Annotated in this window: 9 protein-coding genes and 2 pseudogenes; 8 read left to right on the top strand and 3 right to left on the bottom strand. The window is 68.4% G+C overall.

Annotated elements, in window-relative coordinates; genetic code table 11:
* Positions 1-1,064 (bottom strand): MFS transporter (locus H8R17_RS42130; RefSeq protein WP_187828481.1); only part of this gene is annotated, 1,064 nt, incomplete at its 3' end.
* A gap of 202 nt (positions 1,065-1,266) precedes the next feature.
* Positions 1,267-1,902, bottom strand: coding sequence for a TetR/AcrR family transcriptional regulator (locus H8R17_RS42125; RefSeq protein ID WP_399478014.1), 636 nt, complete (start codon positions 1,900-1,902; stop codon positions 1,267-1,269).
* A 154-nt stretch (positions 1,903-2,056) separates the two neighbouring features.
* Between H8R17_RS42125 and H8R17_RS42120 the strand changes: the two genes are divergently transcribed.
* The 8 genes and pseudogenes from H8R17_RS42120 (at position 2,057) to H8R17_RS42085 (ending at position 13,129) form a co-directional block, all read left to right on the top strand.
* Positions 2,057-4,603, top strand: coding sequence for a beta-glucosidase (locus tag H8R17_RS42120; protein ID WP_187828480.1), 2,547 nt, complete (start codon positions 2,057-2,059; stop codon positions 4,601-4,603).
* A 78-nt stretch (positions 4,604-4,681) separates the two neighbouring features.
* Positions 4,682-5,974 (top strand): extracellular solute-binding protein, encoded by a 1,293-nt coding sequence (locus H8R17_RS42115; RefSeq protein WP_187828479.1) that lies wholly within the window; start codon positions 4,682-4,684, stop codon positions 5,972-5,974.
* 39 nt (positions 5,975-6,013) lie between these two features.
* Entirely contained in the window at positions 6,014-6,994 is a 981-nt protein-coding gene (locus tag H8R17_RS42110; RefSeq protein ID WP_262505941.1) for a carbohydrate ABC transporter permease, read from the top strand.
* Positions 6,995-7,000: 6 nt separating this feature from the next.
* Positions 7,001-7,888 (top strand): carbohydrate ABC transporter permease, encoded by an 888-nt coding sequence (locus H8R17_RS42105; protein WP_187828477.1) that lies wholly within the window; start codon positions 7,001-7,003, stop codon positions 7,886-7,888.
* 104 nt (positions 7,889-7,992) lie between these two features.
* Complete coding sequence (locus H8R17_RS42100) at positions 7,993-10,245, top strand: discoidin domain-containing protein (RefSeq protein ID WP_187828476.1); 2,253 nt, start codon at positions 7,993-7,995, stop codon at positions 10,243-10,245.
* A 120-nt stretch (positions 10,246-10,365) separates the two neighbouring features.
* Positions 10,366-10,533 (top strand): annotated as a pseudogene (locus H8R17_RS46030) (aminoglycoside phosphotransferase); the annotation flags it as partial.
* Positions 10,534-10,821: 288 nt separating this feature from the next.
* The gene (locus H8R17_RS42090; RefSeq protein ID WP_316959706.1) at positions 10,822-11,808 is read left to right on the top strand and encodes an IS701 family transposase; all 987 of its coding nucleotides are present in this window, start codon (positions 10,822-10,824) and stop codon (positions 11,806-11,808) included.
* 259 nt (positions 11,809-12,067) lie between these two features.
* Positions 12,068-13,129 (top strand): hypothetical protein, encoded by a 1,062-nt coding sequence (locus H8R17_RS42085; RefSeq protein ID WP_187828475.1) that lies wholly within the window; start codon positions 12,068-12,070, stop codon positions 13,127-13,129.
* A 229-nt stretch (positions 13,130-13,358) separates the two neighbouring features.
* Here H8R17_RS42085 and H8R17_RS42080 read toward each other — a convergent pair.
* A pseudogene (locus H8R17_RS42080) lies at positions 13,359-13,677 on the bottom strand (hypothetical protein); the annotation flags it as partial.

The raw sequence follows: 13,677 nt of genomic DNA, 5'->3' as shown, positions 1-13,677 counted from the left end.
CCCTCGCCAGCGCGGCAGGACTCACCCACCCACCGGAGATCAAGACAGCGAGTTATTAATCGGCAAGCCCTAACTACACGGCATTGGGAATAGACCTGCGGGGCGGTGATCGACATGCCCGCCCCCAGACAGGCGAAGCCGGCCACCCCCGCCAGCGGTCGGCCGATCATCAGGGACGTCCCCATCCCGATCGAGGCCAGGACGCCGCAGAAGCGTACGAGCGCCACCGGGCCGAACCGGGCCGTGAGCCGGTCGCCGAGCAGCCGTCCGACCGTCATCATCACGGAGAACGCGGCGAAGGCGGCAGCCGCGAAGCCGGGAGTGCTGCCCAGGCTCTCGTGCAGGTACACGGCGCTCCAGTCCGCGGCAGTGCCCTCGCCGACCAGCGTGCACATGGCCAGCACCCCGAGGAACCACAGGTCGAACGAGCGCATGACGCTCCTCACCGGTGCACCGGCCGGCTCGCGGCGCTCGGCCGCCGGCGGCGGCCGGTCCGGAAGCGCCCATGCCGCGGCCCACACGGCCATGACGACGGCGGCGCCGCCCACTGCGGCGAACGTCGTCTGTGCGCTCAGGTTCTGACGCGCGAACAGTCCGCCGACCGCCGCCCCGAGGAAGCCGCCGACGCTGTACACGGCGTGGAACGACGACATGATCGGTCGGCCCCAGGCCCGCTGCACCACGAGCGCGTTGGCGTTCATGGCGATGTTCAGCGTCCCGTGCACCAGGCCGAACAGGAACAGCGCCAGGATCAGGGTGACCAGGCCCGGCATGTGGGCCGGAGGGATGAGGAGCAGCCCCTCGAGTACTCCGAGCGGCACCATGAGCCGGGTGCTTCCGAACCGGTCGGCGAGCCGCCCCAGTACCGTCATGCCCGCGATGGCACCCACCGCGAACGCGAGCAGCGCGAGGCTGAGCAGTCCGTCGCTCAGCCCGAGCCGGGCCTTCACGCTGGGGATGCGGCTGGTCCAGGCACCCAGCACGGCGCCGAAGAGCAAGAACAGCAGTGAAGTGGCCGTGCGTCCGCGTCGCAGTACCGCACGGCTGGTCGTTTTGGCCGTCATGTACGCAAACCTCCGTCCCCGGCTGCGCCGCGGCCGATGTGTCCTGGCCCGCCGGGAGCGCAGAGTTGCGGCTCAGGTCCCCTTGGTGAGTGCGTCCGGTGGGTGGGTGTCCTTACGACGCGGCCCCGCCTCCGCCCGGGAAGACCGGTGGGGGGAGCAGGGCTGGGCAGGGTGGACCGGGACTCCGGTGGGCGGTCGGGCGTCAGGTGGTGGGTTTGCCGGTGAGGTCTGCCAGGAGTGCGGTGATGACGCGATCGGTTGAGGCGGCCATGTCGACGGAGTCCGGGGCGAGCAGCCATTGCACCTGTAGACCGTCCATGACAGCAATGATCGTGTTGGCTGCTTCGTCGATGTTGGCGTCGGCTCGTACCTCGCCGAGTTCACATGCCTCCGCCAGCGCGTCGGCGACGTCGGAGCGCAGGCCCTCGTAGCGGTCGCGGAAGTACTCCTGGGCCGGGTGGCCGTCGGTGGTGCTTTCCGCTGACAGCACCGCGTACAGGCGCACGATGCCCTCGCGTTCCGCGTTGCGGCGCATGGTGTCCACCAGGTGGTGCAGGAACGCCAGGCCGCGCGGGCGCTCCAGGTCCTGATCGGTGTCCGTCGCGTCACGCAGTTGCAGGACGCTGGCGAGCAACAACGTCTTGGAGCGGAAGTAGTGCAGCACTCCGGCCTGGGTGACCCCGGCGCGGTCGGCGATCTCCTGCAGGGATGCGTTGTTGTAGCCGCGGGCGGCGAAGGTGTCCATGGCGATCCGGAGGATCTCCTGCCGCCTCTGCTGGGCCTTGAGGCTCTTGGCGGGGCGTGGCTGCCGCTCCCCGGTCGGCGTGCTCTCGCTCACCCCGCGGAGTCTACGGGTCTGTCGATCAGTGGTCACCTTCCGATCAAACCTGGGAAAGAACTTCCACACAAGGACTTACTAAGTACTTAGTAGGTGTGCTTTCCTGCTGCCGTTCCACCCGCTTCGTGCCGCAACGCGGCCTGGAAGGACGAGCATGAGCCGCCCTGCCCTCCCTGATGACACCGAGCTGTCCGACCGCATCCGGACCCTGGATCTTGAGTCGAAGGTCCGTCTGCTGACGGGTGCCAACGTGTGGAGACTCCCGGCCGAGCCCCGGCTCGGGCTGTCGGCGGTGACGATGTCCGACGGCCCGCAGGGGGTGCGCGGAACCGGTGAGGTTCCCGGCGCCACGGGCCTGCTGGCTCCGGCTCCGAGCGCACTGGCGGCCACGTGGGACACCGGACTCGCCAAGCGCCTGGGGACCCTGTTCGCAACGGAGGCGCGCCGCAAGGACGTCGACGTCGTCCTTGGCCCGGTGGTGAATCTGCAGCGCACCCCGGTCGCCGGGCGGCACTTCGAGTACTTCTCCGAGGACCCGCTGCTCACCGGCACCCTGGCCGCCGCCCTCGTACGCGGTCTGCAGAGCCGGGGCGTGGGCGCGTGCCTGAAGCACTTCGTGGCCAACGACTCCGAGACCGACCGCACCCGCTACCGCTCCCGGCTCGACGAGCGGACGCTGCGGGAGGTCTACCTGGCCCCTTTCGAGCAGGTCCTCGCCGAAGCCGAGCCGTGGAGCGTGATGGCCGCCTACTCGGGCGTCGACGACGGCACCGAGTCGGCACCGATGACCGAGAATGCGCGGTTGCTGCGCGAGGTGCTGAAGGAGGAGTGGGGTTTCTCCGGGCCCGTGGTCAGTGACTGGGCCGCCACCCGCTCGACCGTGGCCTCGGCGGTCGGCGGTTTGGATCTGGTGATGCCCGGACCCGACCCCTTGTGGGGCGAGCCTCTTGTAGCGGCCGTGCAGGCAGGCGAGGTAGACGAGCGGCTCATCGACGACAAGGTGCTGAGGCTGCTACGCCTGGCCCGGCACACCGGCCGGCTCGGCGAACCCGGGCAGAGCCCCGCGCCGCCCGCAGCCCCGGCGGGACCCGGAGAAGAGGAGTTCCGTCTCCTGCGTGAGGTTGCGGCCCGCGGCATGGTGCTGCTCCGCAACGAGGCAGACCTGCTGCCGCTGGCGTCAGACGGCATCCGCAGTGTCGCGCTGATCGGCCCCAACGCCGTGGCGCCGTACCTCCAGGGCGGCGGCAGCGCCTTCGTCCCGGCGGTGCGGACGGTGTCGTTCGAGGACGGGCTGCGCGCCGCGCTCTCGGAAGACGTGCGCCTGTCGGTGCATCGGGGTGGCGATGCCCGACTGCGCCCGCCGTTCCTCTCCGGCGCCCTGCTCATCGATCCCGACACCGGCACCGCCGGCGTGCGCGCTGACCACCTCGACGCACACGGCAATCGCGTGGGTGGCGAGATACGCCCCTCCGGTGACTGGAGCGGATACACGGCCTTCGGGCCGGCGACGCGTCGTGTGGTGCTGCGTACCGTGCTGACCCTCACTGAGCCGGGGACACACCGCCTGGAGATCGGCTGCGTCGGCCGCTACACGGTGACCGTGGACGGCGAGGAGGTCCTCTCCGGGGACGACGACCGGGGCGTGGAGCTGATCCTCGATTCCACTCACAACAACCCGCCGCTGCGGGGCATCGACCTGGAAGTGGGGCCGCAGCCACGCCGGATCGCGCTCGGCATCGGCCTCACCGTGGTCGAGCCCGGCGGCTACGACCCCTTCGTCACTGCCCAGTTGCGCCACGCGCCGCCCGGGTCCACGCCGTACGAGGAGATCGCCGAGGCCGCCGCGGCGGCTCAGGCGGCCGATGTGGCCGTGGTCGTGGTGGGTACCAACGAGGAGGTCGAGTCAGAGGGCTGGGACCGCACCGGGCTGGACCTGCCCGGCCACCAGAACGACCTGGTCCGCAAGGTGCTGGCCGCCAACCCGCGCACCATCGTGGTCGTCAACGCCGGCGCGCCGGTGCTGCTGCCCTGGGCCGACGAGGCTCCCGCCCTGCTGTGGGCGTGGCTGCCGGGCCAGGAGGCCGGGCACGCAATGGCCGACGTCCTGCTGGGCCGGACCGAGCCATCGGGCCGGCTGCCGTGGACGTTGCCCGCCCGCGCGGAGGATGTCCCCGTCCCTGACGCCCGCCCCCGCGACGGCGTCGTGGACTACAGCGAGGGCGTCCACATCGGTCACCGGGCCTGGGAGGGGGCGGGGCTCGTCCCGGCCTTCCCGTTCGGCCACGGTCTGGGGTGGACCCGATGGACGTACGAGTCCGTGACCCTCTCCCCATCTCCCGTCTCCGCCATTCTGCCCAGCCCCGCGGGCGGAGACGGGCTCAACCTGACCGTGGAACTGACCAACACCGGCCCCCGGGAAGGCCGTGAGGTCGTCCAGGTCTACCTGGAGCCGCCGCATGACGGCCCCGACCGGCCGGTGCGCCTGCTCGCCGGCTTCGCCACGGTCGAGGCGGCACCGGGCGCACGCGTCACAGCCGAGGTGCACGTGCCCGCCCGCGCCTTCCAGATCTGGGACGTCGAGGCGAGCGCGTGGCGTACTCCGCCCGGCCGCTACCGCCTCCACGTCGGACGCTCCAGCCGTGATCCGCATCTCGCCGCCGAGGTGACCGTCGACGACGGCCGCCTGCACACCGCAGGATGACCCATCCGGCCGCGCAGTCCCTTTTGCCCCACTCACCCCCCCTCGTCCTGTTCTGCACGACCGCAAGGAGCCGCAACCATGCACACCACCCGTTCCACCACGAGAATCCTCCAGATAGCCTGCGCCACCGTCGCGGCGGCCCTGCTGGCCACCGGCTGCGGCCGCAGCGCCGACTCGGCCACCGACAAAGCCCCGGCCAAGATCAGCAGCGGCAAGGCCAAGGGCAAGCTGGTCATGTGGTCCATGGGCGACCCTGACAAGGCTCTGCAGAGCCTGGCCAAGAAGTTCGAGCAGCAGAACCCGGACGTGAAGGTCCAGATCACCGCGGTGCCGTGGGACGCCGCACACGACAAGCTGACCACCGCGATCGCCGCCGGCAACACCCCGGACATGTCCCTGATCGGCTCCACCTGGATGGCCGAGATGGCCGCCATGAACGGCTTCCAGGCCACCCCGGCCTCGTTCAAGCCGTCGGTGTTCTTCCCCGGCCAGTGGGACACCACCAAGTACAAGAACACCGCATACGGCGTCCCGTTCATCGCCGACACCTCCGTGATCTACTACCGGACCGACATCACCACCAAGGCCGGCATCAAGGGCGCCCCTGCCGACGACTGGGCCGGCTACCTGAAGGACCTCAAGACCATCCAGGCCACCGCGGGCAAGCAGAACCCCAAGCTGCGCCACGCCACCCAGCTGCTGACCGGCTTCAACTCCTGGCTGTTCTGGCTGCCGCTGGTGTGGCAGCAGGGCGGCGACATCTACGACGCCAGCACGAAGAAGTTCACCTTCGACTCGCCCGCGGTCACCAAGGCCCTTCAGTACTACAGCGGCATCATCAAGGACGGCCTGTCGCCCAACGACAAGACCGACCAAAGCCAGAACTTCCAGAGCGGGCTGATCGGCACCCTGCAGCAGGGCGCCAGCACCGGCGGCAACCTGCACCTGAACGCCCCCCAGCTGGACAGCAAGTGGCAGACCATGCCGCTGCCGAAGGGCACGCAGTCAGCCGGCCTGGCCGGCGGCAGTGACCTGGCGGTCTTCAAGGACGCCAAGAACCCCGATGCGGCCTGGAAGTTCGTCAAGTTCCTCACCGACCCGAAGAACCTGGCCGAGTACGGGGACGCCACCGGCAACCTGCCCGCGGCCGTCCAGTCGTGGTCGGAGGGGAAGCTCGACCAGAACCCGAAGATGGCGGCCTTCGAAGCCCAGCTGAAGGTCACCAAGGCACCGCCGGCCATCACCACCTGGCAGCAGATCGCCGACACCATCGACTCCGAGCTGGAAAAGCTCGCCTACGGCAAGGCCACCGTCGCCCAGGTGGAGCAGACCCTGCAGTCCAAGGCCACCAGCATCGGCACCGGCCGCTGAAGCCGTCGCCCGCATCCCTCGTACGGACAGATGACAACCATGCCCACAAGCACCCTTCCGGGGCAGGGCGGCACCCGAGACGAGAGCGCCTCCGCCGGCCACCAGCCGGCGGCAGGCCGCCCGCGCCTCTCCCTTGGCCGCAGCGCGCAGGGCCGTCAGGCCCGCGCCGCCTGGATTCTCGCCGCCCCCTTCCTCGCCCTGTTCCTCGCCTTCATGCTGCTGCCGGTCGTCTGGTCGCTGCTGATGAGCCTGACCGACACCCAGAGCGCCGACCTGCGCACCCCGCTGAACGTGTCGTTCATCGGCTTCGACAACTACGTCCGGCTCTTTGAGGACCCGCAGTTCATCACCGCCCTGCGCAACACCGCCGTCTTCGTCCTGGTGGGCCTGCCCCTGACGCTGGCCGCCGGGCTCACCGCCGCGGTCGCCCTCGACCGCGGCATACGCCGCTTCCGCGCCATCTTCCGAGTCGGCTTCTACCTGCCCGTGATCACCAGCATCGTGGCCGTCGCCGTGGTCTGGAAAACCCTCCTGGCACCGCGCGCGGGACTGGTGAACACCGTCCTCGCCTGGTTCGGGATCGACGGCCCAGCGTGGCTGGCCGACACCCGCTTCGCCCTCCCCGTCATGATCCTCATGGCCGTATGGCGCAACCTCGGCACCGTCATGATCATCATGCTGGCCGGTCTGCAGTCCGTGCCCCACTCCCTGATGGAGGCGGCCGAACTCGACGGGGCCGGGCCCTGGCAGCGGTTCTGGCGAGTCACGTTTCCCCTGCTGCGCCCCGCCCTGCTGCTCACCGCCGTGACCACCGGCATCGGCTACCTGCAGTTCTTCGACGAGCCGTTCGTCATGACCCAGGGCGGCCCGCTGGATTCCACCCTGTCGGCCACGATGTACGCCTACCAGCAGTTCGGCAACGGCAACTACGACGTCGCGTCCGCCGCCGGCTACGTCGTTTTCGTCCTCATCGTCGCTCTCACCGTGCTGCAGTTCCGCGTGCTGCGAGACAAGGACTGAACCGCCATGAGCACCCTCTCCCACCCTCGCACAGGACACGCGAACACCGACCGGGGACTGCGCCGCCGCCGCACGCGGCAGACGTGGGGCCTCCCGTGGCTGTACCTGCCGCTCACCGGTGTCCTGCTGCTGATGATCGCGCCGTTCTTGTGGATGCTGTCCGGGGCGTTCAAGCCCGAGGCCGACATCCGCCAGGTGCCGCCGGTCCTGATCCCCACCCATCCCACGCTCGCGAACTTCCGGGAACTGTTCAGCAACCTGGACTTCACGAGCATGTTCGCCAACTCCGTGATCGTGGCCCTGTCCGTCACCGCAGGGAACCTGATCTTCTGCTCCATGCTCGGCTATGCCCTGGCCAAGCTGGAGTTCCGCGGCCGACGGGGCGTGTTCATGCTGGTCATAGCCACCCTGATGGTGCCGGGCCTGGTCACGTTCGTCCCCCTGTACATCCTGGTGGCCAACATGGGGCTGACCGGCTCTCTGCTCGGGCTGATCCTGCCGTTCCTGGCTACACCGTTCGGGGTGTTCCTGATGCGTCAGTTCATCTCCACCCTGCCCGACGAACTCATCGACGCCGCCCGCGTCGACGGCTGCCGCGAACTGGCCATCTTCTGGAAGATCATCCTTCCACTGACCAAACCCGCCCTCGCCACCCTCGGGATCATCACCTTCCTGGGCTCCTGGAACAACTTCCTGTGGCCCCTGGTCGTGGCCCAGAACGAGAGCCAGTACACCCTCCCCGTCGGCCTCGCCCTGGCCAGCAGCGGACAGGACTTCACCCGCTTCGGCGTCCTGCTCGCCGGCGCCGTCGTCGTCCTGCTCCCGGTGACCATCGTCTTCCTCCTCTTCCAGCGCCACTTCGTCGCCGGCATCGCCACCACCGGCCTGAAGTAGGCCCCAGCTCCGGCGCCCGTCCGCGGCCCCCACGCGCCGGTCCGCACCACCACAGTCATGCACCCCAGCCGCGCATGGCCGTCATGCCCGCAAGGAGCCGCACCATGAAACCCACCACCCGGCCATGGCGCCGGACCGCCCTGACAGCCGCCGCGACCCTGCTCGCTACGCTCCCCGTCCTTCCGGCAGCCACCCCCGCCTCGGCCGACACCGCGCCTGGCAATGCGTCGGTCTGGCTCACCGATCTGTCCACCAAGACCCACCTGGCCAAGCAGCCGTCCGTGACCTGGAAGACCGGACCCGCACCGACCGGTTCGACGATCACCGTGGACACCACCCGTAAGTACCAGCCGATGTCCGGTTTCGGGGCCTCCTTCACCGACTCCTCCGCCTGGCTGGTCGGCACCAAGCTCGACTCCAAGCAGCGCAACGCGCTGATGCGCGACCTGTTCAGCCGCCGCGACGGCATCGGCCTGAGCTTCCTGCGCCAGCCGATGGCCGCCACCGACTTCACCACGAGCGGCAACTACTCCTACGACGACATGCCCGCCGGCCAGAGCGACCCCACGCTCGCCAACTTTACGATCGACCACGACCGGTCGTACACCATCCCTCTGCTGAAGCAGGCCCGCAAGATCAACCCGCAGCTGAGCCTCATGGCCACCCCGTGGAGCCCGCCCGGGTGGATGAAGACCACCGACACGATGAACGGCGGGCAGCTCAAGCCAGGCGCCTACCAGCAGCTCGCCGACTACTTCGCGAAGTTCCTCAAGGCGTACGCGGCCGCCGGCGTGCCGGTGCGCTACGTCACCCCGCAGAACGAGCCGCTGAACAACACGTCCGCCTACCCGAGCATGGGCCTGACGGCGGACGAGGCCAAGACCTACATCAACGACTACCTCGCCCCCACGCTGCGCAGGCAGCACTTGTCCACCGGCATCTTGGGCTACGACCACAACTGGGACGTCACCAGCTACCCCGAGTCCCTGTACACCGACGCGGCGAGCGCCAAGAACGTCGCTGGCACGGCCTGGCACTGCTACGCCGGCGACGTCTCGGCACAGAGCGTCGTCCACAACGACTACCCCAACAAGCCCGCCTTCCAGAGCGAATGCTCCGGCGGCAGCTGGGAAGTTGACGAGCAAGGCGCCTTCGCCGGCGCGATGGACAACGTCATCAACGGCCCGCGGAACTGGGCCCAGAGCATCATCCGCTGGAACCTCGCCCTGGACGACAAGAGCGGTCCCACCAACAACGGCTGCCAGGGCTGCCGCCCCGTGGTGACCGTCTCCCAGAACAGCGACGGCACGTGGGGCTACACACCGACGGCCGACTACTGGGGGCTCGCGCAGGCCAGCAAGTTCGTCCAGCCCGGCGCCCGCCGGGTCGCCTCCAACACCTTCGGCAAGGGCAACCTGGAAGACGTCGCGTTCACCAACCCCGACGGTTCCACAGCACTGGTCACCTACAACTCCGGCAGCACGGCACGCACCTTCAACGTGGGCTGGGGCGACCGCCACTTCACCTACACGCTCGCCGCGGGAGCAGCCGCCACCTTCACCTGGACCGGCACCCAGCAGGGCAGCACCGACCCGGCCGCCATCGGCTCCGTCGACATCCCCTTCCGCAACCCCGACGGCAGCCAGGCCCTGATCACCTACGACAGCAGCCTGCTCGCCCAGCAGCCCCAGGTACGTATCGGCGACCAGTGGCTCGGCTACACCCTGCCCACCGGCGCCTCCCTCACTCCGCCCACCGGCGAGACGGCCCTGCCTCGCGACAACTGGCAGGCAACAGCGTCCGCGAGCAGCTCGGACGACCCGCCGTCCAAGGCAATCGACGGTGACGCGGCCACCCGCTGGAGCCTGGGCCACGGCATGCAACCGGGCGACTGGTTCCAGCTCGACCTCGGCTCCACCCAGACCTTCGACCAGATCGTCCTGGACACCACCGCCTCGTCCGGTGACTTCGTCCGCCAGTACGAGGTGTACACCTCCAACGACGGCACCACCTGGGACAAGCCCATCGCCACCGGCCCCGGCAGCACCGTGACCCGGATCCTGCTGCCCAGCACCACCGCCCGCTACATCCGCGTGGTCAACAAGTCCAGCTCCGGCAGCTGGTGGTCCATCCACGACCTCTCCGTCCTCGCCCCCGACGGCAAGACCACGTCGACCCCGGCCACGAGCGACGGCCTCCAGCGCAAGAACGCGACCCTGCCCAACGGCATCAAGCTGAAGGTCACGTACAACTCCGGCAGTGAAGCTGCCACGTTCGACGTCCCCTGGGGCGGCACGACGTACAGCCACCGACTGCCCGCCGGCGCCGCCGCGATCCTCACCACACGGCCTGCCTGAACGCACGCCTGCGGAAACCGCCTGTATGAAGCCCACACAGCGAAAGCCCGCGCAAAGGAAAACTGCGCGGGCCCTCGCCCCCTCACGCCCTCAGCCCGGCACTACTGCTCGGAGGAACGCGTGGAACGAGCCGGCATCGACGAGACCTTTGTCCGTGATCTTGTTCGTGATCAGCACCCGGACCTGGCGGACCTCGAGATCCGGCCGGTTCCCTCGGGCTGGGACAACCAACTCTGGCGACGCGGCGACGAACTGGCCGTGCGCCTGCCAATGACCGAACGAGCCCCCGCACGTGTGACGACCCACCAGACCGTTTGCGCTTCAGTGTGGCATCGGCACATTCAGGCAGGTCAGAAGGGGTTCTCGTGAGGCGGTGAGGCTGTAGTCCCCGGTCCGCGGCACGACCCTTGTTTTGGTGGCGGGCTGGGTCAATGGGCGCCGAGTTACGGCAGCTGTAGATAGGTCTGCCGATGCTCGTTGCTGCTGTTCAGCGACTTGAGAGGGTGGCTGCGGGCACGAGGCCGGCCGCCTTGATCATGACGTGGTGTGACGCAACATCAGAACGAGACGGCCGCGGTGGCAACCGTAGACCACGAAGGCCACGGCATCGCGTTCGGGGGCCTGTTGGCCTCGGTGGCCGACTGCTTCGCCCGCTGCGAGACCCGGGAGACGTTCGCTCGGATGACCCGGGGCATGCTGATGGAACTCGAGGACCTCAACTGCTGGAGCCTGTCCGAAGCGATCGGTGAGCGGGGCCCGCACCGCCTGCACCATCTGCTCTCCCGCGCGGTGTGGGACGAACAAGCGGTGCTGGAGCGGACGGCTGACTGGGCCGTCGGCCTGCTCGACGACGGCGAGGGGATCCTGATCGCGGACGAGACGGGGGATGCCAAGTCCTCCACCGATGCGGTGGCCGCGGCCCGCCAGTACTCCGGCTCGGTTGGCGGCGGCGCCCTGTGCCAGGTCGCCGTGCACCTCACCTTCGCCACGTCCGCCGGGCACTGCCTGATCGACCGGCGCCTGTACTTCACCAAGGACTGGACCGCCGACGAGGAACGCCGTGAGCTGGCCGGTGTCCCCGACGAGTTGTGCTTCGCCACCAAGCCGCACCTCGCGGTGGGCATGCTCCGCGCCGCGAGTCAGCGGGACATATCCGCCTCGTTCTTCCTGGGGGACGAGGTCTACGGAGGGCGGGAGTTGCGTACCGCCTGCCGCGAGCTGGGCCTGGGCTACGTCGTGGGAATGCGCTCCAACCACCAGGTCACCACCCCGGCCGCGAAGCTGAGCGTGGCCCAGGCCGGCGGCGGCGCCAGGTCGGTCGCGGCGGGGCGGCGGAAGGACTTGGTCTTGCGGCCGTCAACGGCTGACGGCGGCGCCTGCCGCCATAGGTCAGCCGGAGGCGCCACCAAAGGGGTGTTTCCGGCAGGCGGATGGGGGCGCCGGTGGATTCACCCGCCCCTCGCCCCTCAAGCAGCGGCAGAACACGGCAAACGCTGCTCCTGCACCGCCAGTTGGTACAGCCGCCATCCCGGCACATCCAACGAACACCTCACGATCCAGTAGGACAGCCGGGTACTCAGTCGGCGCCCTGACTATCGCCCTCCGAGGAATGCGACAGAGAATCGGCGGTTCTCGGAGCCGTCTCGCTCCGTCGGCGGCGCACGCCCCGGATCAGCCAACTGCCACCGGCCAAAACTCCCGTGGCGACGAGAGACCCGATCGTCTCGCTCAGCACACTCTGGCCGATGGCCTCCCAGGGCAGAGTGGATGCCCACATAGCAACCGTCCTTCTGATCGACAACGAGTGCTCAGCCAGGGTGCGTTGGCGCAGGACAGCACGGACGCGGGCGGACGACAGGCGGTATCGTCGGACGGCATCGGACAGAATCGGACGGGGAAGCCGGGGGCCATGCCGGGGTTGAAACGACCGCAGCTGAGCGAGGGGCCGAAGAAAGAGCTGAACGGTGCGCTCCATGACCTGCACCTGCGGGCGGGCCATCCATCCGTGCGTGATCTTGAGCATCGGATTGGTGTCGGCATCGCCGGCAAGAGCCGAATTCACGACGCCTTCTCAAAGCACCGCTTGCCCAAATGGGATCTACTTTCCGTGCTGGTGCCGGCCCTGGCGCAGACTGTTCCAGGAGTTGACTTGGCGGTGGAGGAGGCCCGCATATACCAACTGTGGTTGGCGGCATCGGGGTCCGAGACGCCCGAAGGGCCCATGAATGCGTTGCTGCCCGAAAACCTGACGCCACCACAGACTGACGAGGTATCGATAACGCCTGTTGATCGGAACATTTCAGTGTCGGCGAGACAGCTGACGAATCGGCGCCCGGTCCTCGCCATGCGTATCGAGTGGTTCAATCCCTCAGGTGTGGATATCAACACTCGGCGCAGTCTGCGCGCCTGGGTTGACAGTGCCCTTGATGATATTGGCTGGCCTAGCTACGGTGACCATCGGAGAAATCACAGTGCCGGTGTAACCATCGTCCTGGACGATCCAGATGAGAGCCCGAACCTGACGATCGGGACCTTCCTGTCAGCGCTCGATGCTGAAGTCGTACACCTCCGCAAAACAGTCTCGTATTATTCCCTTCCCCCGCTTAACCTTGCGTTTCTAGCCGCCTTAGCCGCGAGCGCAACTGGGCCCGAAGAGGCCGTGAGAGACCTGAGTACCATGTGGTCTGATGACCTGACACATCTCTGGCAGCGGTCGGGAGGAGCTATATCGGCAGTGGTGTACGGAATCGATATCCGGGATGGCCAGCTTCCGGGTACTTGGGCAGGGGACTACATGCGTCCCGGCGCTGAGTGGGCTGGATTGACGATGCCGTGCCACGTTCGGATCGAGTCTCATGACCCGTGGGCAGCCGCTCCGTTCTGAATTATCGAGGTGACTGACGTCAGTCGGCCCATGCACAACATGCTCCAAGTTCACGCGCACGGTATCTAAGCGCAGACGGCTCCGGAGCGCGGTAACTCTGTCAGATTTGTGTCCCCGCAGAGTCGGAGGCATGACGCTGAACCGACGATGTCCCAGGCCAGAACGCGGTAGACCGAGACCATGATGAGCGCCAGGGCTTCGGCGTAGTTGGCGTGCGCCCGTTTTGTGATCATGCGGGGCCGAGGAGTGCGAGGGGTCGGCGGGCGTCGCGTGCGTTGCGACGGAGGCCGGCGGCGATGTTCTTGACGCCGCTCAGCCGGAGGGCGCCGACGGCGAGGTTGCGCCAGGTCGCCATCGCGCGGGGCGCGTTGCCGGTCCGCAGTTGGGAGGCGTCCTCGGCGAAGATGGTGTCGCGGACGTGCTGCAGGGCCTCGATCTTCCAGTGGTCGCGGATCAGTCTGGCTAGTCCCGTACTTCGCGGGTCGTTGATTCGTATGGTGTGACCGGCCCGGGGGTGTCTCGGGCCGGGGGTGTGGCGTTGGGCCGGG

Source organism: Streptomyces sp. TRM68367 (assembly GCF_014495685.1).
GTDB lineage: Bacteria > Actinomycetota > Actinomycetes > Streptomycetales > Streptomycetaceae > Streptomyces.
Note: the sequence above shows the minus strand (reverse complement) of the source record. Positions and strands in the feature narration are given on the sequence as shown.